This is a genomic window from Paenibacillus sp. NEAU-GSW1, from assembly GCF_009737085.1.
Taxonomy (GTDB): domain Bacteria; phylum Bacillota; class Bacilli; order Paenibacillales; family Paenibacillaceae; genus Pristimantibacillus.
The window spans coordinates 84,068-106,580 of sequence record NZ_WOVL01000010.1 but is presented as its reverse complement, the minus strand read 5'-3'; the positions used below and the strand labels follow the sequence as shown (position 1 = coordinate 106,580).

Genomic DNA, 22,513 nt, shown 5'->3' with positions numbered 1-22,513 from the left:
GCATGCAGCAGTGGTTGAGCGAGCATCCAGTTATTTCGTATTTTCTCATTCTCGGCTTTACGATTTACATTTTCAATAAAGTGTTTCGCGCGAACAACGCCAAGCTGCCGATACTGAAAGAAATATTAGTATATGTGCTGATGGTGATCGGATCGTTCGTGCTTATGATTTTGCAGATCGACAAGCTTCCGATTATTCAATGTATGAGCATCGCCGTAATTATGATGCTTATGCTGCGCGGCCGACAGCTCTATGATAAATGGAAATCGCGGCAAGGCGGCGTCGTAAAGGATGCTGATCCGAGCAAATGACGTTCGATGACGCTTTGTTCAATTGGTTGCAAATTCAAATCGTTTCGGACGCAAGGCCGGACGATAACGCGGCGGCGGAAACGCGTGATTTCTTCGTGCAAATATTGACGGAGGATCACGGCGTTTCCGTGCTGCGCATTGAGAAGTCGGACGAGACGATGGTACATGTCAGATATGAACTGAATGGCCGATCGAAGCTGCAGCTTTTCCCGCGCGAAGCGGCGGAACAGCTGCTCTCCGATATTCGATCCAATCCGAAATACAATTGAGTTGAAGGTGAACGCAATGTCGCAAGGTTCAAATCCGCTGCCTCCAAGAGGCGCGTCGCGCAGATCTGCCGCTTCTTCGAGCTCGTCGCCTGTCAAGGCGCCGAAGAAACCGAAGAAGAAGCGTTCGGTGCTGCGCACCATACTTCTGCTAGTGCTGGCTGTCGTTATTTTGGCAGGCGGTTATCTGGTTTATCTAGGTTTAAAGGCGAATGAAGCGATCGGTCAAATCGGTATTGAGGATCCAAAAGGAACGCCGATCCCGGCTGCAGAATCCGTTAAGAAAAAATCGGTGGGCATGGTGCTGCTTGGCTTGGATACGAGGGCGAAAGCAAATGGCATGAATACCGACGTTATGATGGTTGCAGCTTTTAATCCGAATACGAAGTCGGCAGTCGTCGTCTCGATCCCGCGCGATTCGTTGCTGCGATTGGACGGCTACGCGGAACGCAAAGCAAACGGTCATTATAATGCATTCTATCGACAGGCTTTGGAGAAAGAAATCGATAAAGGTTTGTCGGCAAAAGAAGCAAGAGAGCCTGCAGAAGCCGATGCAAAAAGAGCTATTGGCGAAATGATGAGCCAATATTTCGGCATCGACGCGAAATATACGGCCGTCATCAATTTCCAAGGCTTTATTGATGTTGTCGACGCGCTTGGCGGTATTGAAGTGGATGTCGACATGGATATGAAATGGTCGGATTCGATTGATGGTACGGATATCGATTTGAAAAAGGGCTATCAGCTGCTGGACGGCGATCAAGCGCTCGATTTTGTTCGATACCGTAAATCAAAGGACGGCAAAAATATGTCCAGCGATTTTGACCGCAACAAACGCGAAAGCCAAGTCATCGCAAAAATTGTAGACAAAATGAAATCGCTTGACGGCATTCCAAAGCTGGGCAACGTCATAGACGCGGTTGGCGATAACATGGAAACGAACATGCCGTCGTCTGAAATTCGCAACATGATGGCTGCTTATTTCGGAATTGGCAGCGGCGATGTCCAATTTATTCCGCTTGAGGGATCGTGGAAAAGCCCTTATGTCTATTTGGACGAAGCGAAGCTTGAAGCGGCGCGTGCGGCGCTGCAAGCGAAAATGGCTGAATAACCGTAGACTGTCGGGGCGATAATGGATATAATAGGAATACGGATACCGAATCGATTCCCGTCAGAAGGAGGTCATGCGGATGACCGATCCGAAAGCCGCAGTATACGAACTAACAATTGAGGCTTGTATGAGATTTTCGCCAGACGGCAATCGTATGCCATTATCACTTCGATCCGCGCGTGAACAAAAGAATAAGAACAAGGCAGCCGGCTCCCGTAAAGGACAAGGTTGTGCTGCCATGAAAAAAAGCCTAGTGATACGTTCACTAGGCTTTTTATGTCTTTTACGGCATCGAAGCGCATAGGTTGTTCTAGTTGTTCTCACAGCCGCTTGTTCAATTGAGGCGCTTCTTGCTTCTCCGGTTCTTGCGGCATGACCTCACGAGGCAATTGAGGTACGATACGGCCGATAATATCGGCCATCTCCTCAGCGAAGCCGGTAATTGGCTTGCCCCGGCGAATGTCTGCGCCGATTTCGTTCAGCCTTTGGTAAACATCGATGTCGGCAGACACAATGGCGTCAATGCCGTAAGGATCTTTGTGGAAAGCTTCCGCTACGGAATATTTAATCGTTCCGACGCGGGAACGGTCCAGCTTGCTGTCAACGTCGATGCCAACGACAGCGGTATTGCCGAAGACGACGCAATGCGCGTTTTCAACGCCTTTTACACCCTTTGCGAGTTGCTCAAGATGAAGCGCGACTTCCCCGGAATTTTTTATTTCCTTTTTTTGAGGATGAGTTTGCTGCGCTCGAACCCCGTTATTATTTTGCGGAGAGGGTGATGTTTCGTTTCGTGCAACGGTGCTGCAGCCTGCCGTTATAGCGATAATCGCGCCAATAGTGACAATCCGTTTCAACATGTTACTCCACCTCGTCTTTCCTGTTGCAGATCGTTGTCCAGTCGTAGTGTACCCGTAGCCTGTTTGGGCTATGTATAAATCGAATGACCGACGCCGGGAGGGTTTTCATGAAAAAAATATTCGTGCTCGATACAAATGTTCTGCTTCATGATCCGCAAGCAATCTACGCCTTTGATGATAACGAAGTCATCATTCCCGCGGTCGTGCTGGAGGAAATCGATTCGAAAAAGAGGCTTGCCGACGAGCTGGGGCGCAATGCGCGCACGATTTCCAGGTTGTTGGATAAAATGAGAGAAGTCGGTCATTTGCACGAAGGAATTAAGCTGCCGGGCGGCGGCGTGTTGAAAGTGGAGTTGAATCACCGCAGTTTTGTGCGCGTGCAAGAAATGTTCGGCGAAATGTCCAATGACAATCGTATTTTGGCCGTTGCGCTAAATTATCATAACGAGCAGCTGGAGCGGCAGGAGACGACGAGTGTCGTGCTTGTCAGCAAAGATGTTCTCGTCCGTATTAAAGCCGATGTGCTCGGTTTAATGGCTCAGGATTATTTGTCGGACCGGACCGTTTCAACGAGCGATTTTTATGCCGGCTACTTAACGCTCTTTGTGCATCCGTCCGTCATTGATGAATTTTATAGCTATCGTTTTCTGACGGTCAAAAATTTGCAGCTCAAAATGAAGCTCAATCCGAATGAATTCATTATATTGCGCGATGAAATGGGAACATCCAAATCCGCGCTTCTTAAAGTTAGTCAAGATGGAGTCAAGCTTGAGCCTCTATTCTTGAGCAACGACCCCGTATGGGGCATTACGGCCCGAAACGCGCAGCAGCGCATGGCTCTCGAGCTGTTGCTTAACGATGACATTCCGCTAGTCACCCTGACAGGCAAAGCCGGCACCGGCAAAACGCTCCTTGCGCTCGCCGCCGGACTGTTGAAAGTGGAAGACGAGCATAAATACAAAAAGCTGCTCATTGCCCGTCCTGTCGTTCCGATGGGCAAGGATATCGGATATTTGCCGGGCGAGAAGGAAGAGAAGCTTCGTCCGTGGATGCAGCCGATTTACGACAACCTGGAATATTTGTTCGATACGAAAAAGGCGGGCGACATCGATAAAATATTGATGGGACTTGGCAGCATTCAAGTTGAAGCGCTCACGTACATTCGCGGCAGATCCATTCCGGGGCAATTCATTATCATTGACGAGGCGCAAAACTTAACGAAGCATGAAGTGAAAACAATAGTCTCGCGCGTCGGCGAAGGCAGTAAAATCGTTTTGATGGGCGATCCGGAGCAAATCGACCATCCGTATCTGGACTCCATCAGCAATGGCTTAACGCATATTGTGGAACATTTCAAAGCTGAAGGTCTCAGCGGCCATATGACGCTTGAAAAAGGCGAGCGCTCCAAGCTGGCGCAGCTCGCGGCAGATTTGCTCTAGATTGTGGATTCAAAAAGCGGCGCGATTTTTGCGCCGCTTTTGTTTGTTTGGAGGGACTGCAGAATCAGCTCAAGCTCAAGCAACTCGCCGATAACACGCTGGACCGCCGCTCTCTAAGGTACAAAAGTACCTTAGAGCCTTCGGATAAACTGCTGCAAGGTGCTTTAAGGTACAAATGTACGTTAGCTCAATGAAAATCCGCCGTTCCTAACGTTCGATCCCCGATCTAAGGTACAAAAGTACCTAAGAGCCTCGTGGATAGACTGCTGCAAGGTACTGTAAGGTACAAATGTACGTTAGCTCAATGAAAAACCGCCGCTCCCCGCGTTCGATCACCGATCTAAGGTACAAAAGTACCTTAGAGCCTTCGGATAGACTGCTGAAGGGTGCCTTAAGGTACAAATGTACGTTAGCGCAATGAAAAACCGCCGCTCCCCGCGTTCGATCCCCGATCTAAGGTACAAAAGTACCTTAGAGCCTTCGGAGATACTGCTGCAAGGTGCTTTAAGGTACAAATGTACGTTAGCACAATGAAAAACCGCCGCTCCCCGCGTTCGATCACCGATCTAAGGTACAAAAGTACCTTAGAGCCTTCGGAGATACTGCTGCAAGGTGCTTTAAGGTACAAATGTACGTTAGCACAATGAAAATCCGCCGCTCCCCGCGTTCGATCACCGCTCTAAGGTACAAAAGTACTTTAGAGCCTTCGGAGATACTGCTGCAAGGTGCTTTAAGGTACAAATGTACGTTAGCACAATGAAAAACCGCCGCTCCCCGCGTTCGATCACCGATCTAAGGTACAAAAGTACCTTAGAGCCTCATGTGTAGGCTGCGACAGAGTGCTCCAAAGTACATTTGTACCTTATCAGCGTGTGGGGGCAAAGAGCTACTGCTTCGCTTGAATATACTCAGCAATAGCAGCGGCGCGATGAATGAGCGCCGCCTATTTTTTACACTATTAGGTGAGCGCAGCGTTTCGAGACCAGGATGACTTTTTGCAGATTCTATCCATCATAGGAGCGGGGCGACAATGCAATGGAATCAAGAACGGCAGACTGGTCCGAAACGCGCAGCGAGCTGTCCGAACGGCAGACTGGTCCGAAACGCGCAGTGAGCTGTCCGAACGGCAGACTGGTCCGAAACGCGCAGCTAGCCTTGGACAGCTACCGAGAAACTTGCTATTATTGTATTATCTGTAACTTGTGATCCGGAAAGGGAGAATTCTGTGTCTACAAGGAAATATTTGCTCGTCATTGTTGGAGCGGCTTTATTATCCGTCATTCTTTTTGTGCCAGATGTTAACCGAACGACGCCATCATCCTCGAATGAGGTAAGCGGGAACGCGGAGCAGCAGCCATACATCAGAGTACTTGCGGAAGAGCAATCAAGCAACATTAATGTAAACGTTTCCATGGACGCTGAGCAATTTGAGCGGCTGCTGGCAGCGAATGATCGTTTTATGGCGAAGTTTCCAAATGTAAGAGTGAAGCTCTCGAATATTGATAATACAGAGATTGCATATGCGGTATGGAAAGAACAATTCCAGGTTGGAGAAGCGCCGGATGTCGTGCTAATGGACAGCGGCTGGGTGGCGGAATTCGCGGTGGGCGGGTTTCTGATGCCGATCGACAGTCTGGGGAAAGCAGAAGGGATTTCCGATCATTCAGCAAAGCTAAGAGCTTCGCTGCTCTGGAACAGTTATTTATGGGGAGTTCCGACGGACGCAGATCCTTCGATGCTCGTATGGAATAAAGCGATGCTGGCGAGCGCAGGCATAGATGTTCCGCCGAACGATTGGGAGAGCTACATTGCGCTTGTGGAGCATTTAAAACAGAGCGATGCCGGGACGAGCGCAGTGTCCTTATACCCTGGCGAGGTGGATCAGCTGCTGGTCTGGTTAGACGCTTGGACTGCAGCGAGCAATGCGGATGCCGCGTATTTGCCGGCAGCAGGCGATAAGTCTCGCAATGAAAGACTGCGTTGGCTGAACTCGATTGATAGTCAAAGGAACATTTTCCGGTTGTCCAACCGGGTTTCGCTCGGCTCAGAACTGGAAAAGCATCATTTATTATGTGCCGTTGTCCGATGGTCAGACTATAACGCGCTGCCAAAGGAGGAGCAAAATAAGCTGCTCATCGAAAAAAGCGAGCCTCGCCATATTTGGCTGAACAGCCGCAGCTATGTTGTCGCTTCAAGCACACAGAGCGCAGAACAAGCATTTGCATGGATTAACGAAATGACGAGCGCTAATGAGCAGCAGCAAGGCTATCAGCTGTTCGGCAGACTGCCTGCCGACAATTCGCTTTACGATTCCGCCGGCAGCTTGTCGCTCTCGAGCAGCGTAAAGCCTCCATCTTGGTGGCTTCCGTTGATGAACGACGAACCGCTGAATACGCCGCCCGATCCAAATTGGCATGAGCGGCGTAAAAATTGGGAGGAGCTTTGGCGGCAGTACGAAATAGGCGCGATTGATATGGAAAGCTTTATCGAGCGGGTGCAGCAGCCGTTATAGCTTTACTTTCAGCTTTACGGTCAGTTCGCCATCGGTAATTTCAACAGAATCGGCTTTAAGGAACGAGACGATCTTGCCGGGATAGAAGCCAAGGTCGAATTGCTGCTCAAGCGATTGTCTGGTTGTATCCGGCAGAGCGAAGCCGTTAAAAAGCAGTTCGTCTACATGAAAGAGGATGCCGTTTTTCGGTTCATTCTCAACCGTATAATGGCCAGTAACGCTAATCTCCATGTTGGCGGTTTTTCCTTGGGCAGTCACCTTGCCATCGTTGAATACGAAGGAAAATTGCTCAAAGCGTTTATCCTGCTCGCGAAGAAAAGCGTTCAACGCATCTTGCGGGATATGAAGCGTATAGTTTAATCCGTCGATGTCTAAATAGTTTTTATTGTCTTGAATCCATCCTGGCAGTTCTTCCATGGCGGCTGCCAGCGCGCGGAAGTAGTTCTCTACTTCTTCGATGCCGACAGTTTCCCAATATTCGGTCAACTCCGACATCATAAGCCGGAGCTTCTCTGCATCGGATCGGCCGGCGAGCTCGTCGTCGATTTGATTCTCAAGTGCCAAGACGCGCTCACGTTGCTCATGCAGTCGCTGTTCAACGGCTTCCAGCTCGTCTTTTTTCGCATTCAGTTTGTCGTAATTGTTTTGAAGCGAGCGATAGCCATCCACATATTGATTGATCGCGTCGCGATCGGATGACATAATGATTTCAATATAATCAAGCACAGCAAACCAACTGGAGAGCGATTGCCGAAACGAGAAGAGCGCGCTATACATAAAATCGCGTTCACCCATATAGTAAGCGCGCAATACGTTTCCGGCCGCTTCTCGCTTGTCTATTATGAGCAATTCTTGTTGCTCAAGCTGGCTGTTCGTCCGGTCCATATCGGTTTTAAGCGCTTGCTTGTTTTCTTGTATACGCGCGATTTCTTTATCGATTTCTACGATTGATAAGCTTTTCTCCAGCAATTGCATGGCTTGCTCGTCGTCGGCCGGGAGCGGCGCCGCTGCTTCAGACGGTTCGGGCTCGGCCATTACGGGTAATTGGATCGTCATAAGCGAAATGATAACGACAAGGATGAGGGCGATTTTGCCGCGAAATAAAGCCACTTCCCGCCTCCTCTCTGACCTATGCATCGGCTTGGCCTATACAGCAATCATTTTATGCGGCAGTTCAATCTATTATATCTTATGCGGCTGGAAAGTTTAAGCAAAAGAACAAGGGGAGCGGTCTCTTATGATAGATAAAGATACGTTGGAAGCGCGTATTTCCTCTCTTATTGCCGAGCAGGGCAGTTGGGGCTGGAGCGATAACATGGAAGACGGGATAAGGGATGAAGTGCGCTGCATCAGCTTCGCAAAATATATGGAGATGTGCCTTTACGATGAGAATTGCGGCTACTATCGTTCTGGGGACGTACGCGTTGGACGCGGCGGCGATTTTTATACAAGCGCTTATATCGGTTCTGTGATGGCCCATTGTTTGGCGTCGGCTATTGACAAGCATTCGGGAGAGCTGGGCCGGACGCCTGCCGTTGCGGAGTGGGGAGCGGGCACAGGAAGACTGTCGCGGCAACTGCTTGATGTTTGGTCCAATCGACCTGCGGATGCCCGTCCGACCGAACTGACGATCATCGAGGATCATCCCAGACATCGGGAGGAGATAAGGTCCGCTTGTGCATTAGCAGCGGAAGCTGTTCTTAGAAAGCCGCTTCAGCTGCTTCGTTCGGATGAGGCGATGGAAGGCAACATGAAGGAGCGATTTGGGCTCGCGGCGGAAGAGCCGCTATTTATTATCGCCAATGAACTGGTTGATGCAATGCCAGTGCATCGCGTGATGCGTTTGAACGATACCATCGTCGAGCTAGGCGTGGCCGGGAACGCAGAAGCAGGCTTTCGGTATGTTTATATGAAACCTTCTGACGATCGGCTTGCAATGACGCTTGAGCTGGACGGCACTTGCTTGCTCGAAGGACAGGTGACGGAAATCGCCTTGGCCGCTGTGGATTGGCTGGAAGAACTAGGGAAAAGGATTGCCGGGCACTGCCGGCTGATATTAATCGACTACGGTCATGAAGCTGATGAATATGCGTCGCCGCATCGAATGAACGGCACGCTGTTATGTTATTCCGGTCATATGGCTTCAGATTCGCCCTTCGAGCGGCCGGGCAGCCAGGATCTTACGGCGCATGTGCCGTTTACCGCTTTGCGCAGAGCAGCGGAGGAGTCGGGTTGGGAAACGGTATACTACGATACGCAAAAGCAATTTCTCATCGACAACGGGGCGCTCGAGCTGCTGCAAAACGACGATTCGTTCAATCCGTTCAGCGAAACAGCAAAGCGGAATCGCGCGGTGCGTCAGCTGCTGTTAAGCGATGGAATGAGCGAAAGCTTTAAAGTGCTTGTCCTTGCTAAACATGACAATCCATGAAAAAAGGCGCTGCTCTTATCGAAGAGCGGCGCCTTTAGTTTCTGTTTGATTAGAAAGGAAGTCCCATTTTGAAAACGGTCCAATAGGTAAAGCCTACGAACGAAATGATCATATATCCCCAGAACATGATTATGTACGTTCTCTCCGTAAACTTCAAATAACCCAAAAATACGAAAGCGACCGCTTGGGCGAAGAATAGAAGCGCGAATTCGGTCATGTGGCCTGCGAAAGCCATCAATCCGATCACAAGAGTCCAAAAGCCGAGAACCCGATACATGCGTGCCATGAAAATATCCCCCCTTACATGAGCCTCGAATTTCTATTGTACATTATAACGTTTGTGCTTTGGAGTGTAAACAAGCAATGACGATCAATTGTTAAATTTTTGTGCCTGTATCATGCTCTTTTGCCAATAGTTTGTTCGAAAAACAAACGGATTATGTATGTCCATATTTTTATATCGGCATTTTATATCATGAAAGAAGGTATGGGAGCATAAAAATTTGGTTATACAAAATAGTATCCAATAGATTCTATGAACTCTACCAAGGGCATAGAGATAAAGTAAGCGCCTTTACGTTAGGAGGTTTTGGTCGCATGACAGCAGTCAGACAGGACGCGTGGAGTCCGGACGATGATCTTATTCTCGCCGAAGTTACACTACGCCATATTCGCGAAGGCAGTACCCAGCTAGCAGCATTTGAGGAAGTCGGCGAGCGAATCGGACGGACTTCCGCGGCATGCGGATTCCGTTGGAACAGCTGTGTCCGCAAACGGTATGAAGAAGCGATTCAAATTGCCAAACAGCAACGCCAAAAACGCAACTATTTGAAAAAGCAAGCGATTGTCGCTGCTCCGCACGTATCTTCGATTGCCGTATTTGAATCTGATCGCGCAGATTCGCTCGCATCGGAGGAAGGACTGTCGGTGGATTCGGTTATTCGATTCCTTCGCCAATTTAAATCGACTTATCAAGATGTGAATCGTCAAATTAAAGCGTTTGAGAAAGAACTGAAAGAAAAGGATGACGAGCTGTATCGGCTGCGTGAAGAAAATGCGAAGCTGTCGAGGGAAGTAAACAGCGCGCAGACCGATTACCGTACTGTAAATGACGATTATAAAACGTTAATCCAGATTATGGATCGGGCTCGCAGACTTACCGTTCTGAATCATGAAGAGGAAGCAAAGCCTAGATTTAAGATGGATGCGAACGGCAATTTAGAACGCATCGAATAACAGTGAAATGCTTTAAACGTGCAAGAACCGGCCGGATACTCCTGCCGGTTCTTTGTCTTTCCGGGTTGCGCAATACGTTCGATGAGTTATGCTAGTAATAGAAAGTTTATAACGTTCGCATCACTTTGGGAGGACACGCAATTGAAGATCGACGTAATAGGCGGAGGAGCGATCGGTCTGCTTCATGCGGCAAAGCTCGCCATGGCCGGATCGGAAGTTACCGTATGGACAAGAACGGAAAGCCAGGCAAAGGCGTTGAATAAATGCGGCATTGCCATTCGGGATGAACATCATGCGGCAAATGTTGCAAAAGTGCAAAGCGCACCGTTGCATTCGTTGCGGGAGCCGCAGAGCGGGAAGGGAACGCAATGGATGCTGCTCACAGTGAAGCAAAGCGACATCGACGACAGGCTGTTGCAGGGCATTTCGTTGCTGGCGGGGGATGGAGGCCGGCTGCTCTGCATGCAGAACGGGGTCGGTCATCTGGACAAGCTCGCCCAGGCATTGCCTCGCAGCGTAATCTATGCTGGCGTAACAACCGAAGGAGCAAAACGAATAGATGCGGCTTCGATCGACCATACCGGCCAAGGACAGCTTTTTTGGGGGCCGATGACGGCAATTGACGATTCGAACAACGAAATAGAACTATTTTCCCAAAAATTATTGTCGGAAGCGCTAGAAGCGGCAGGATTTCACAGCCTTTTGTCGAAAGACATGAAGAATCGCATTTACCAAAAACTGCTGGTTAACGCGGTTATTAATCCGCTTACAGCATTATTTGGCGTGACGAATGGCCAGCTTCCGCATGACCTTACTCGCAAACAGTTAATGGCAGCGCTCTATAAGGAAACGGCAGCCATACTTCAAGCTGACGGTATGCCGCCAGTAACGGATGGCTGGCAGAGGGTGCTTGACGTATGCAGCGCAACGGAAGGAAACGTTTCGTCTATGCTGGCGGATGTGCGCGCTGGAAGAGTAACAGAGATTGAGTGGATTAACGGCGGCGTATGTGCAATTGCAAGGTCGGTCGGACTGGCGTCCCCTCTTAACGATGCGGTTTGCGCTATGATCGGCGGATTAAAGCGGCAGAGTGACGGAGACTACCATAACGATGATTACTATAATTCCTGATGACTGGGGTGAATGAGAATGTCTTGGATCTATGACAGCTTTAAATATTTATATGCGTATTTGGCCGTCATTCCGGTCATTCCGTTCTTCCTCGTTTATTTAGGCTATTCGGCTTTTAGCGGCGATCGGAAAAAAGCGTTCCGGCTGGCGATGGACATTACAACTGCGCTGCTGATCGGCTGTGTCGCCGTTTTGTTCGACAACTTATTCAACAGCCATTTTGGGCTGTACGGCATTTTGCTCTTTTTGCTTATTGGCGGCGGGCTGCTCGGCAACGCGCAGTTTCGGAAGCGCGGCAGCGTCAACGTGAAGCGAGTGTTTCGCGCGATCTGGCGTCTCGGTTTTTTTACAATGAGCATGCTTTATTTGCTGCTGATGTTTATTGCGATCGGACAATCGATATTAGCCGCATAGCGAATGGGCATCCAAATGTCATTCATAAATAAGCGTTCGCGACAGCTTTTCAATCGAAAAGCTGTTTTTCTTTTTCTACTTTGCTTTGACGCATCCCTTATCGTTTGTGTACAATCAATTTATAAAAGTAATTTGCTTATTTTAAATTATGAAGCATTTGGGAGGTACTGGCCGAGCTATGTTTATCGAGCAATATCCTTTATCAAGCGCTCAGCCGTTAACAGAGGCGTATATACATCGAACGGATGAAAGGGTCGAGTCGTTATTCGGCTATCATTCGGAGCAAGAACAGGATTGGATCAGACGCATGAAGCGTCTCGAGCATACGGCGGCCAGCCGAGCCGATGCGGTTGCGCTGGCGGAAACACTGCGCGCATACAATACGCGATTCGGTGCGTCGCCGGAGATGATCGCTTCAATTGGCGCAATCGCTGAGGGAGCGCCGGTAATTGTTGGCGGTCAGCAAGCGGGGCTGTGGTCCGGACCGATTATGGTCGTACATAAAGCAGTTTCTATCATCGGTGCGGCGAAATGGGCTTCCGAGCTGCTCGGAAGAACCGTCGTTCCCGTTTTCTGGATCGCTGGAGAAGACCATGATTGGGACGAAGCCAACCATACGTATGTCATGTCGGGCAACCATGAACTCCGGAAGCTGGGCGTTCAGCGGCCGGAGGGGGCGAGAACTTCCGTAAGCCGCACAACGATTGACGAGGAAACGTGGCGCTCGCTGCTTGCAGAGCTGGATCAAGCGCTGCCGCATGCCGAATTCAAACCGGCGATGATGGAGCAGCTTACTGCCGCTGCTGAACGGGCAAGCACGTTGTCGGAGCTTTTCGCAGCCATTTTGACCCTGCTATTCGGCAAGGAAGGCTTGGTTCTCCTCGATGCGGATGAGCCGTCTGTTCGAAAGCTGGAGTCGCCGATGTTCCGTCGCTTAATTGAACATAACGATGATTTGGAACAGGCCTATATTTCGACAGCTGAACGGGTTAAGTCTTTCGGCTATGAACCTCAAGCGGATGTCGTCCCGGCAAGCGCCAATTTATTCGTTTTTCAAGCTGCGAAAGGGAACGAGCGGACGCTGTTGCATAAACTGGAAGGGAAATTTCGGGATCGCAAAGGGACGTCGGTATGGACAATGGATGAGTTGCTGCATCTGGCCGACCATGAGCCTTGGCAGTTAAGCAACAATGTGTTGACGAGACCGCTGATGCAGGATTATTTGCTGCCGGTTCTTGGCACCGTTCTTGGTCCGGGCGAGATCGCGTATTGGTCTCTTACAGGGGAAGCGTTCCGGCGTTTGGACATGGAAATGCCAATCGTCGTGCCTCGTATGTCGTTCACGTTAGTAGAAGGCACAATAGCGAAACATATGGCCAAATACGATCTGACCTTCGAGGATGTTAGACTTCGTTTCGAAGAGCGTAAACAGCGCTGGCTCATGGAGCAGGATAAGCATGCCATTGACGAGCGGTTCGCCGCAGTCAAACAGTCGTTCAACGATTTGTACGGGCCAATACTGGCGCTTGCCGCTTCGGTTCAAGCCGGCCTTGCGCCGCTCGGTGAAACCAATCACCGCAAAATTGTTGAGCAGATCGAATATTTAGAAACGAAAACAAAGGATGCGCATAATAAGCAATATGAAGCGTCAACACGCCAGCTGGATCGAATCGCGTCCTCATTGTGGCCTGCAGGCAAGCCGCAGGAGCGTGTGCTGAATATGACAGCTTACTGGAACCGCTACGGTTTTACTTGGCTGGAGAGGCTGCTGGAGGCGCCGTTTGACCGCACGGGCGGACACCGCATCGTATATCTATAAGAAAAAAGCATTACATTTGGAGCAGGAGGCCGTATAATGACCGCATTGGAAAAAAGCATTATAAACGATATCGCGCTGGCGCCGGAGGGGCATTTGAAAATCGACTGGGCGAGCGCGCACATGCCGGTGCTGAACCGGATTCGCGAGCAATTTGAGAAGGAACTTCCTTTTAAAGGCTTGAAGGTGACGATCTCGCTGCATTTAGAAGCAAAAACAGCTTATTTGGCGAAAGTTATTAAAGCCGGCGGCGCTGATGTGACGATTACCGGCAGCAACCCGCTGTCCACGCAGGACGATGTTTGCGCGGCGCTTGTCGAGGACGGAATTACGGTATTCGCGAAGTACAATCCGGAACCGCAAGAATTTAAAGAGCTGAATATTAAAGCGCTGGAGTCGAAGCCGGATCTCGTTATAGACGACGGCGGCGATCTCGCTACGATTCTTCATAACGACCGTCCGGACTTGCGCGAGAATCTTCGCGGGGGCGCGGAAGAAACGACGACAGGCATCATCCGCCTGAAAGCGATGGAAAAAGATGGAACGCTTCAATTTCCGATGGTTGCCGTTAACGATGCGTTCTGCAAATATTTGTTCGACAACCGCTATGGCACGGGCCAATCGGTATTCGACGGCATTAACCGGACAACCAACCTTGTCGTAGCAGGCAAAACGGTCGTTGTTGTCGGTTACGGCTGGTGCGGCAAAGGGGTAGCGATGCGCGCTAAAGGTCTCGGAGCGAATGTAATCGTAACCGAGGTTGACGCGATTAAAGCGGTAGAGGCTTACATGGACGGCTTCCACGTCATGCCGATGCTCGAAGCGGCGAAAGTCGGCGAGTTTTTCATTACGGTGACAGGCAATCGCGATTGTATTCGCGGCGAGCATTACGAAGTGATGAAGGATGGCGCGATTTTGTCGAATGCGGGACATTTCGACGTTGAATTCAACAAGCCTGAGCTGGCGGCGTTGTCCTCGAGCATTCGTACCGTACGCAAGAACATTGAGGAATATAAATTAAAAGACGGCCGCAGCATTTACGTGCTTGCGGAAGGACGTCTGGTCAACCTGGCTGCCGGCGACGGCCATCCGGCGGAAATTATGGATACGACTTTCGCGCTACAGGCGCTTGGCCTTCGTTATGTGAACGAAAATTATGCAGCGATCGGCAAGCAAGTCGTTAATGTGCCGTATGAGATTGACGACCAAGTTGCCCGCTATAAGCTGGATTCGCTTGGAATCAAGATCGACAAGCTGACAGATGAGCAAATCGCTTATTTGGACAGCTGGAAAGAAGATTAGAAAGAAATGCAAGAACGCGCTGATGCAGGCGCGTTCTTTTTTTTGCGTTTAAAGGCGGTTATTGGACGCGCGATAGCGGTCGTACAATGAGTAATAAGGATGATGTAAGGAGGGATTTGCCAATGAAGAGCTCTGTTGAAACGATGCGGCTGATGGAAAAGTTCGGCGCCCGAAATTACAGTCCGCTTCCGGTTGTTGTTGCGCGCGCCGAAGGGGTATGGGTGGAAGACCCGGAAGGGCGGCGCTATCTCGATATGCTGAGCGCATATTCCGCCCTGAATCATGGTCATCGCCATCCCGCCATCATCCAAGCGTTAAAGGAACAAGCCGATAAAGTGACGCTCACCTCCAGAGCTTTTCACAGCGAACAGCTGGGTCAGCTGTATAAGAAGTTGGCTGCCTATACGGGAAAGACGAAAATATTAGCGATGAACACGGGCGCCGAAGCGGTCGAAACGGCGTTAAAAGCGGCGCGGCGCTGGGCTTATCGGGTAAAAGGCGTACCTGCTGACGGCGCAGAAATTATTGTTTGCGAAGGCAATTTTCACGGACGAACGATAACGATTACTTCTTTTTCGACGGAGGAGCAGTATCGGAATGATTTCGGGCCTTTTACGCCTGGCTTTAAAGTCGTTCCTTACGGGGATGCGGAAGCGCTCCGAAAAGCGATCACGCCTCGAACTGCCGCTTTTCTGGTCGAACCGATACAGGGTGAAGCGGGTGTCGTAATTCCGCCAGACGGCTATTTGAAAGAAGCTTATGCGATTTGCGCAAGCCAGCGCGTATTGTTTATAGCCGATGAAATACAGACCGGCTTTGGCCGTACCGGTAAACGTTTTGCGTGCGATTGGGAAGGGGTTGTGCCTGATGCTTACATCGTCGGCAAAGCTTTAGGCGGCGGCGTTGTGCCGATTTCCGCTATCGCTGCCGGCGAGGAGCTGCTTGGCGTGTTTGAGCCGGGCTCTCACGGCTCGACCTTTGGCGGCAATCCGCTAGCTTGCGCGGTCGCTATTGCCGCTTTGAATGTATTGGAGGAGGAGCAGCTTGCCGTTCGCGCCGAGCAGCTGGGCGCTTACTTTAAGCAAAGGCTGGAGCGGCTGCAGCATAGCGATGTAATAGAGGTGCGCGGCAAAGGGCTGCTCCTCGGGATGGAGCTGTCGGCGCAGGCAAGAGCGTATTGTGAAGCGTTGTTCCGGATTGGCGTATTGTGCAAAGAGACGCATCATACAACGATCCGCTTTGCTCCCCCGCTGACGATAACGCAGGATGAGCTGGACTGGGGGCTTGAACGAATCGAGGAAGTGTTTCAATCATGAAGGATGTAGCGTTAGTATCGGTGCCGTTTGGATTAGGCGCGGGCTGCAGAGGTAGCGAGCATGGACCGGACGCGCTCAGGCGGTTAGGTTTGCTAAGCGAGCTTGCAAAGCGGGGCATTCGTGTTGCGAGTGAAGCGGAGGCGACGTTGCCTGCAGCATCGAACTCGCCAGCATGGCAATTGACCGCAGCCTATGCGGGAAGGGTGCCGGCGATGAAACATGCTGCGGAAGTGATGGGCATTGGCATCGCTTGCGCTAATCAAGCCAGTGCTGCCATTGCCGCAAGCACGTTTCCTGTCGTTGTTGGCGGCGATCATAGCATTGCAATTGGAACGATGGCAGGACTGTCAGCGCATTATGAACGTCCCGGCATTATTTGGTTTGATGCGCATGCGGATTTAAATACAGAAGCGACAAGCTTAAGCGGCAATATGCACGGAATTGCGTTAGCCGTTGCTCTGGGCACTACTGATTTGCCATTCGACAGTCTGCATCCGGCGGCAAAGCCGGTGGATCTGCAGCGGGTCGTGTTGATTGGCGCACGGGATCTGGACCCAGCCGAGCTTCAATGGATGAGACATTCAGGAGTCGCCTATTTCGATATGGCGGCTATTCGCGCCTTAGGAATGGAAGAGGTGGCGAAGCGAGCGCTGCACATTGCCGGCGGGGACGGGGCGGACGCGATTCATCTCAGCTTCGATATTGACAGCATCGATCCGACGGAAGCGCCGGGAACGGGTACGCCTGTAACGGGCGGCATTAGCAGCGCGGAAGCGCGTATTGCGCTTCGCGCTTTCGGTGAGTCGCCCTTGCTTGCATCCGCTGATTTTGTAGAGCTGAATCCGTTGCTCGATCAAGGAAACCGCACAGCCAAGCTGATGATTTCACTAATTGGAGAGCTGTTGGCGGCGCGGAAAAAATAGCAATGTACCGTGCAACATTTGAAACCCAATCTCGTCTTGTAGATAAACCTATAAGGGGGGATTGGCGTGTCATATACAAATAGAAAAATGCGGACGTTGTTCATTCTCATTTCGATTGCGGCCATGGCGGCTTTCGCAGCAGGCTGCGCATCTGGCGGGAACAGCAATAAAGGCAACGGGACGATGGCAAGCGAGCAAGTCTCGTCGAGTGACTCGAAATCGGAAAATGCGCTCCGATATGATGAAGATCAAGCACCGCCAATGGAAGGGGAGACGTTGGGCGTTCAATCTACCTCAAGCGGAGAAGTTGCAGAAATCGGCGTTGCAACGGCAGGGTCATCCGGCGGGGATATGGCGGACATCGCGCTGTCATCTGCGCAAGGCGCTTTTAACCAGAAGCTGATCTATAAGGCTAACCTTACGATGGAGGTCAGCCAATACGAGAAGTCCGTATCGGAGCTGCGCAATGCCATACATCAAAGCGGCGGCTATATTTTGCAATTTCAGGACGGACAATACGAGAATGAAAAAGGCGCGACGTATACGATAAAAGTGCCGTCCGCTTCCTTTATGTCCTTTATCGACCGGATTGACGGCATCGAGCATACACGTTTTGAAAGACAGCTTGGCGCAACGGATGTGACAGAGGAATACGTCGATTTGGAATCGAGATTGAAAGCGAAGCAGGTCGTTGAAGAGCGGCTGCTCGGTTTTATGGACAAAGCGGAGCGGGCTGACGATCTCGTGAAGTTTTCCCAGCAGCTGGCCGAGGTTCAAGAAGAGATTGAACAACTAAAGGGACGTATCCGTTATTTGGATCGCAACGTAGCCTATTCGACAATTGAGCTGCGTATTTACCAGCCATCGGAAACAACCGCGCATGACGAGCAGGATAAAAATCTTGGCGAGCGGATGGCATTGGCGCTGAGCGGCAGTATGGATGCGGTATCTGTCGCTCTGCAAGCGATCTTGGTGTTTGTGGTTGGCGCCCTTCCTGTTCTGGCCGTGCTGGCTATCATCGGCATTCCGGTTTACTTCCTTCTCAAGAGACGCTCCCCAAAAGCGCAAAGTGCGAGCGATCCCGGCAAAAAAACCGATCCAAATGAGGATAACGACGACAATTGACAGCATTTAATCGCATGAAATATTTTTAGAAAATCCTGCTCTCGGAGCAGGATTTTTATTTTAGGTGGCGAAATAGACTATCTTAGTGGGGAAAAGTGGGGCAAAGTGGAGGATATGGGGAAGAGGGTGGAGGCGGTCTCATGTTTATGGGTGAATATCAACATAGCATCGATGAAAAGGGCCGTATCATTATTCCGTCCAAATTCCGCGAATCGCTTGGCGCCTCTTTCATCGCAACCCGCGGACTCGACAACTGCTTGTTCGTCTATCCGATGAGCGAATGGAGCGTTTTGGAGCAGAAGCTTAAATCGCTGCCGTTAATGAAGTCGGACGCTCGCGCGTTTACCCGTTTCTTCTTTTCGGGAGCGACGGAATGCGAGCTCGACAAACAGGGAAGGGTAAACTTACCGTCTCATTTGCGAGAATATGCGAAGCTGGATAAGGAATGCATGGTTCTTGGCGTTTCCGGCCGAGTGGAAATTTGGAGCAAGGAAACATGGGATGGCTACTACGAGCAGTCCGAGCAAACCTTTAACGAAATCGCCGAAAAGCTCGTTGATTTCGATTTTAACTTCTAGTGAAAACAACAAGATGGGAGGACAATCGCGTGTTTCAGCATGTTACAGTACTTTTGGAAGAAGCGGTTGAGGGCTTGAATATAAAGCCGGACGGCATATACGTCGATTGCACGCTGGGGGGCGCGGGACATAGCAGCCTAATCGCTTCACGCCTCGGCGACGGAGGCCGGTTGATCGCATTTGACCAGGATGACGCGGCGCTGAATAACGCAAAAGTAAAACTGGCTCCCTATTTGGATAAAGTAACGCTGGTTAAAAGCAATTTTCGTTATTTGGAAGAGAAGCTGCTCGAATGCGGCGTGCCGCTGAAAGACGGCGTCCCGCAAGTCGACGGCATTCTGTTCGATCTCGGCGTATCCAGTCCGCAGCTGGACGAAGCGGAGCGCGGTTTCAGCTATAATCATGATGCGCCGCTCGATATGCGGATGGATCAAGGAGGCGCGCTGACGGCCTACGATATCGTCAACAGCTGGGAGGAACGGGAAATTTCCCGCATTCTGAACAATTACGGAGAAGAGAAGTTTGCAAGATCGATCGCTCGCAAAATTGTACAAGCGAGAGAAAATGCGCCGATTGAGACAACAGGCGAATTGGCTGAGCTAGTAAAGTCGGGCATTCCGGCAGCGGCGAGACGGACAGGCGGGCATCCTGCCAAGCGTTCGTTTCAAGCGCTCCGTATTGCTGTAAACGATGAGCTTGGAGCCGAGGAAGAAGCTTTGGAGCAGACGGTGCGTTGTTTAGCGCCGGGAGGCCGTGCATCGGTCATTACGTTCCATTCGCTGGAAGACCGGATTTGCAAGCAATTATTTGCGAAATTTGTTGAAAAATGCACTTGTCCGCCGGATTTTCCGATGTGTGTATGCGGCGGCACAGGAACGCTGCGGTTAGTTAACCGTAAGCCGATTGTTCCAAGCGAGCAGGAGTTGGAGTCCAACCCTCGCGCTCGTTCGGCCAAGCTGCGTGTCGCAGAAAAATTGTGACTTTAAGGGGGTCTTTCCTTGTCTTACATTAACGGCAACTTGGCGATGCAGCCAAAGCGCAAACCGGATCAAAAAACGGTCGTGCGCGAAACGAAGCGGGTCTTAGTGAAACGAAAAACGCTGCCGACGCAAGAAAAGCTGCTTTATTTGTTTTCGGTCATCGCGGTTGTGCTCGTGCTCGGAGCGATCCTAGTACGGCAAACGCAAATCTACGGGATGAGCGTTCAAATTAAACAAATGACGAATGAATATGAAAGCATGAATGTCGAGATGAAAGAGCTGAAGAAGCAGGTTGAAATGCTGTCTGATCCGGAAAGAGTCAGCGATTTGGCTAAGAAGCAAGGCATGGTGGAGTCGAATGAACCCATTATCGTAAATACAGGCGCGGATGAAACCGAATCCGCTATGCGCGAATAGGTGTCGCTATGATTAAACGAATCAGACTGCGCACGCTGCTCTTAGGAGGGATCATGACCCTCCTTTTTCTTGTTCTATTCGGCAGAATCTATTGGGTGCAAATTGTGAAAGGCGACTATTGGTATGGTTTGGCCAAAACGAGATGGTCGGCGGAAGAAACATTAATCGCAAAGCGGGGGACAATTACGGATCGGGACGGCAATGTGCTGGCCATGGATTCATTGGCTTATACAGTAGCGGTGAATCCCAAGATGATAGACGGACTTGGCATTGCGGATGAAGTAACTGAAGGGCTGCATGAATTGCTAGGCAAGCCTGAGGATGAGGTTCGCAAGCTAGTGACGGCAAAAAAAGAAGAGACGGGAGAGTTTTTTCAGCAGCGTGAAATCCAAAGAGAAGGCTGGAAAATTGACAAGGAGCTCGCTGATAAAATAAAAGCTTTCCGCGACGAGCTGGAGAAGAAACACGATGTTAAGGATGCCGGGATCTATCTCATTGACGATCAGAAGCGCTACTATCCTCGCGGAACGATGGCCTCGCAGCTGCTTGGCTACGTGACCAAGGAAGGTAAGGCGATGACGGGCATTGAATCGTTTTTTGACGACAAGCTGAGAGGCGAGAACGGTGAAATCATCTACGAAAAAGACGGGAAACGGGTGCAGTTGTCCAAAGGCGAGGTAAACTATACGCCGGCAAAAGACGGGCAGGACATTACGCTGACGATTGATATGCAAGTGCAGAATTATGTCGAGGAAGCGCTGAAAGAAATCGTGAAGGAGTACAATCCGAAGACGGTGACGGCTATTGCGGCAGATCCGAATACGATGGAAATTTTGGCGATGGCCCATATGCCGACGTACAATCCGAATACGTATTGGCAAAGCGATTATGAGAATGCATACAATCATTCGATCAAATCGCTTTACGAACCGGGCTCGACGTTTAAGATCGTTACGCTTGCGGCTGCGGTAGAGGAAGGCATCTTTAATCCGAACGCGGAGTACAAGTCGGGACGAATAAACGTTCCGGGCAGACCGGTTAATGATATTAACAAAGTAGGTTGGGGGACGATCAGTTACCTCGCCGGTTTAAAGCATTCCAGTAATGTTGCTTTCGTTAAGCTTGGCTGGGAACAGCTGGGCGGACCAAAGCTGCTCGATTACATTAACCGTTTCGGCTTCGGACAGAAAACGGGCATTCAGCTGGGCGGAGAATCCGCCGGTAAAATCAATGTCAACCTGTCGATTCCGAGTGACATCGCCCGTGTTTCCTTCGGGCAAGGTCCGGTACAGGTGACGGCGATTCAGCAGGTTGCAGCTGTTGCAGCTGTTGCCAACGGAGGCAAGCTGCTGCAGCCGCAAATCGTCAAGCAGATTTATGATCCGATGACGAAGACGACGCAAACGTTCAAACCTCAGCTCGTCCGCCAAGTCATCTCTGAGGAAACGTCACGCAAAGTCGGCGAATATTTGGAGCAGGTCGTATCCGATCAGGAAATCGGCACCGGTAAAAACGCGTATATCGAAGGCTATCGCGTTGCCGGCAAAACAGGTACAGCCCAGAAAGTCATTAACGGAGAATATTCGAAAACAAAATTCGTCGTATCCTTTATCGGCTATGCGCCGGTGGAAAATCCGAAAATTGTGCTGTACATCGTTGTTGACGAGCCAAATGACTCCCTCGCGGGCGGCGGCAAGGTTGCGGCACCAGCTTTTAAAGAAATTGTCTCAAAGGCGCTTCGCCATTACGGTATCGCTCCAAGCAGCGATCCGAATAAGGATGCGGCTAGCAAGAAAGAAGCTTCGGTTACCGTTCCGGATATGACAAATATAAAGGTGTCGCAAGCCAAAGCGGAATTGACCGAGAAAAAGCTGTCCTTTGAAATCGTTGGAAATGGCACTTCGGTGCTTAAACAAATTCCGGCGAGCGGAACGGCGATTCATCCGTCACAGCGGATTTACCTCATAACGGAGCAGAAGGATAAACTGAAAATACCGGATATGACCGGCCTCTCGCTGCGGGATGCGATGGAAATCTCATCCGTTCTGGACGTACGGCTAATCGTCGAAGGCGAGGGATACGTCGTCTCACAGAAGGAAGAGCAGAAAGACGGATCGCGTTATATTCGCCTGAAGCTTGAGCCGCCGCTCGGTTCGGATGCGGCCCTTGAGAGCGGTGCTGCAGAAGATGAGGGAGCGGACGCTTCCAGCGAGGCAAAAGAAGACAGCTCTGCAGCAGCTGAAAACGGAGCGGAAGGCGAAGCTGCCGGAAACGGCTAAAGCCGGCGATCGGCATTTCCTTCAAAGCTTGTTCTATTGGCTCCTTGTCCCGAATAGTTTGGGAAT

22 protein-coding genes are annotated in these 22,513 nt (G+C 50.6%); 19 read left to right on the top strand and 3 right to left on the bottom strand.

Translation table 11 applies throughout. The features are described from left to right. The first annotated feature begins 2 nt into the window (after nt 1-2). From GOM71_RS09800 to GOM71_RS09785, 4 genes are all read left to right on the top strand, one after another. Entirely contained in the window at nt 3-311 is a 309-nt protein-coding gene (locus GOM71_RS09800; RefSeq protein ID WP_156280423.1) for a YlaH-like family protein, read from the top strand. Continuing rightward, nucleotides 308-580 carry a hypothetical protein gene (locus GOM71_RS09795; protein ID WP_156280421.1) on the top strand — a complete coding sequence of 91 codons (273 nt, stop codon included), beginning with the start codon at nt 308-310 and terminating at the stop codon, nt 578-580. Before GOM71_RS09800 ends, GOM71_RS09795 begins: the two co-directional genes overlap by 4 nt. Nucleotides 581-596: 16 nt before the next feature. Further along, the gene (locus GOM71_RS09790) at nt 597-1,688 is read left to right on the top strand and encodes an LCP family protein (protein WP_156280419.1); all 1,092 of its coding nucleotides are present in this window, start codon (nt 597-599) and stop codon (nt 1,686-1,688) included. Nucleotides 1,689-1,767: 79 nt separating this feature from the next. Continuing rightward, nucleotides 1,768-1,992 carry a hypothetical protein gene (locus tag GOM71_RS09785; protein WP_156280417.1) on the top strand — a complete coding sequence of 75 codons (225 nt, stop codon included), beginning with the start codon at nt 1,768-1,770 and terminating at the stop codon, nt 1,990-1,992. 16 nt (nt 1,993-2,008) lie between these two features. Here GOM71_RS09785 and GOM71_RS09780 read toward each other — a convergent pair whose 3' ends face one another. Beyond that, nucleotides 2,009-2,548 (bottom strand): YhcN/YlaJ family sporulation lipoprotein, encoded by a 540-nt coding sequence (locus GOM71_RS09780; protein ID WP_156280415.1) that lies wholly within the window; start codon nt 2,546-2,548, stop codon nt 2,009-2,011. Nucleotides 2,549-2,655: 107 nt separating this feature from the next. On the opposite strand from GOM71_RS09780, the gene GOM71_RS09775 reads away from it, so the two are divergent. Both GOM71_RS09775 and GOM71_RS09770 read left to right on the top strand, forming a co-directional pair. Next, the gene (locus GOM71_RS09775) at nt 2,656-3,987 is read left to right on the top strand and encodes a PhoH family protein (RefSeq protein ID WP_156280413.1); all 1,332 of its coding nucleotides are present in this window, start codon (nt 2,656-2,658) and stop codon (nt 3,985-3,987) included. Between the two features lie 1,225 nt (nt 3,988-5,212). Further along, nucleotides 5,213-6,499: an ABC transporter substrate-binding protein gene (locus GOM71_RS09770; protein WP_156280411.1), complete on the top strand. Its 1,287-nt coding sequence runs from the start codon at nt 5,213-5,215 to the stop codon at nt 6,497-6,499. Here the strand turns inward: GOM71_RS09770 and GOM71_RS09765 are convergent. Further along, nucleotides 6,494-7,609 carry a coiled-coil domain-containing protein gene (locus GOM71_RS09765; protein ID WP_156280408.1) on the bottom strand — a complete coding sequence of 372 codons (1,116 nt, stop codon included), beginning with the start codon at nt 7,607-7,609 and terminating at the stop codon, nt 6,494-6,496. The genes GOM71_RS09770 and GOM71_RS09765 overlap by 6 nt on opposite strands. Nucleotides 7,610-7,736: 127 nt before the next feature. Here GOM71_RS09765 and GOM71_RS09760 point away from each other — a divergent pair, with 127 nt between their 5' ends. Beyond that, nucleotides 7,737-8,930, top strand: coding sequence for a class I SAM-dependent methyltransferase (locus tag GOM71_RS09760; RefSeq protein ID WP_156280406.1), 1,194 nt, complete (start codon nt 7,737-7,739; stop codon nt 8,928-8,930). Nucleotides 8,931-8,979: 49 nt separating this feature from the next. On the opposite strand, the gene GOM71_RS09755 is transcribed toward GOM71_RS09760, so the two are convergent. Continuing rightward, complete coding sequence (locus GOM71_RS09755; RefSeq protein WP_156280404.1) at nt 8,980-9,216, bottom strand: DUF2626 domain-containing protein; 237 nt, start codon at nt 9,214-9,216, stop codon at nt 8,980-8,982. Nucleotides 9,217-9,527: 311 nt separating this feature from the next. On the opposite strand from GOM71_RS09755, the gene GOM71_RS09750 reads away from it, so the two are divergent. The 12 genes from GOM71_RS09750 (at nt 9,528) to GOM71_RS09695 (ending at nt 22,447) form a co-directional block, all read left to right on the top strand. Then, nucleotides 9,528-10,166, top strand: coding sequence for an RsfA family transcriptional regulator (locus GOM71_RS09750; protein WP_156280402.1), 639 nt, complete (start codon nt 9,528-9,530; stop codon nt 10,164-10,166). 141 nt (nt 10,167-10,307) lie between these two features. Further along, entirely contained in the window at nt 10,308-11,297 is a 990-nt protein-coding gene (locus tag GOM71_RS09745; RefSeq protein ID WP_173275457.1) for a ketopantoate reductase family protein, read from the top strand. 18 nt (nt 11,298-11,315) lie between these two features. Further along, nucleotides 11,316-11,711 carry a DUF3397 domain-containing protein gene (locus tag GOM71_RS09740; protein ID WP_156280398.1) on the top strand — a complete coding sequence of 132 codons (396 nt, stop codon included), beginning with the start codon at nt 11,316-11,318 and terminating at the stop codon, nt 11,709-11,711. Between the two features lie 178 nt (nt 11,712-11,889). Further along, nucleotides 11,890-13,530: a bacillithiol biosynthesis cysteine-adding enzyme BshC gene (gene bshC, locus GOM71_RS09735; protein ID WP_156280396.1), complete on the top strand. Its 1,641-nt coding sequence runs from the start codon at nt 11,890-11,892 to the stop codon at nt 13,528-13,530. A gap of 36 nt (nt 13,531-13,566) precedes the next feature. Further along, nucleotides 13,567-14,829: an adenosylhomocysteinase gene (locus tag GOM71_RS09730; protein WP_156280394.1), complete on the top strand. Its 1,263-nt coding sequence runs from the start codon at nt 13,567-13,569 to the stop codon at nt 14,827-14,829. Between the two features lie 122 nt (nt 14,830-14,951). Next, on the top strand, nt 14,952-16,145 hold the full coding sequence (locus GOM71_RS09725; protein WP_156280392.1) for an ornithine--oxo-acid transaminase: 1,194 nt from the start codon (nt 14,952-14,954) through the stop codon (nt 16,143-16,145). Further along, on the top strand, nt 16,142-17,068 hold the full coding sequence (locus tag GOM71_RS09720) for an arginase (protein ID WP_156280390.1): 927 nt from the start codon (nt 16,142-16,144) through the stop codon (nt 17,066-17,068). The genes GOM71_RS09725 and GOM71_RS09720 overlap by 4 nt, the downstream gene beginning before the upstream one ends. A 66-nt stretch (nt 17,069-17,134) precedes the next feature. Further along, the gene (locus tag GOM71_RS09715) at nt 17,135-18,193 is read left to right on the top strand and encodes a DUF4349 domain-containing protein (RefSeq protein ID WP_156280388.1); all 1,059 of its coding nucleotides are present in this window, start codon (nt 17,135-17,137) and stop codon (nt 18,191-18,193) included. A gap of 140 nt (nt 18,194-18,333) precedes the next feature. Further along, nucleotides 18,334-18,771 (top strand): division/cell wall cluster transcriptional repressor MraZ, encoded by a 438-nt coding sequence (gene mraZ / locus GOM71_RS09710; protein WP_156280386.1) that lies wholly within the window; start codon nt 18,334-18,336, stop codon nt 18,769-18,771. A gap of 29 nt (nt 18,772-18,800) precedes the next feature. Next, nucleotides 18,801-19,751 (top strand): 16S rRNA (cytosine(1402)-N(4))-methyltransferase RsmH, encoded by a 951-nt coding sequence (rsmH, locus tag GOM71_RS09705; protein ID WP_367649532.1) that lies wholly within the window; start codon nt 18,801-18,803, stop codon nt 19,749-19,751. A gap of 18 nt (nt 19,752-19,769) precedes the next feature. Then, nucleotides 19,770-20,168, top strand: a complete 399-nt coding sequence (locus tag GOM71_RS09700) for an FtsL-like putative cell division protein (protein ID WP_156280384.1) — start codon at nt 19,770-19,772, stop codon at nt 20,166-20,168. Nucleotides 20,169-20,176: 8 nt separating this feature from the next. Next, nucleotides 20,177-22,447, top strand: a complete 2,271-nt coding sequence (locus tag GOM71_RS09695; RefSeq protein ID WP_156280382.1) for a penicillin-binding transpeptidase domain-containing protein — start codon at nt 20,177-20,179, stop codon at nt 22,445-22,447. Nucleotides 22,448-22,513 lie beyond the last annotated feature (66 nt).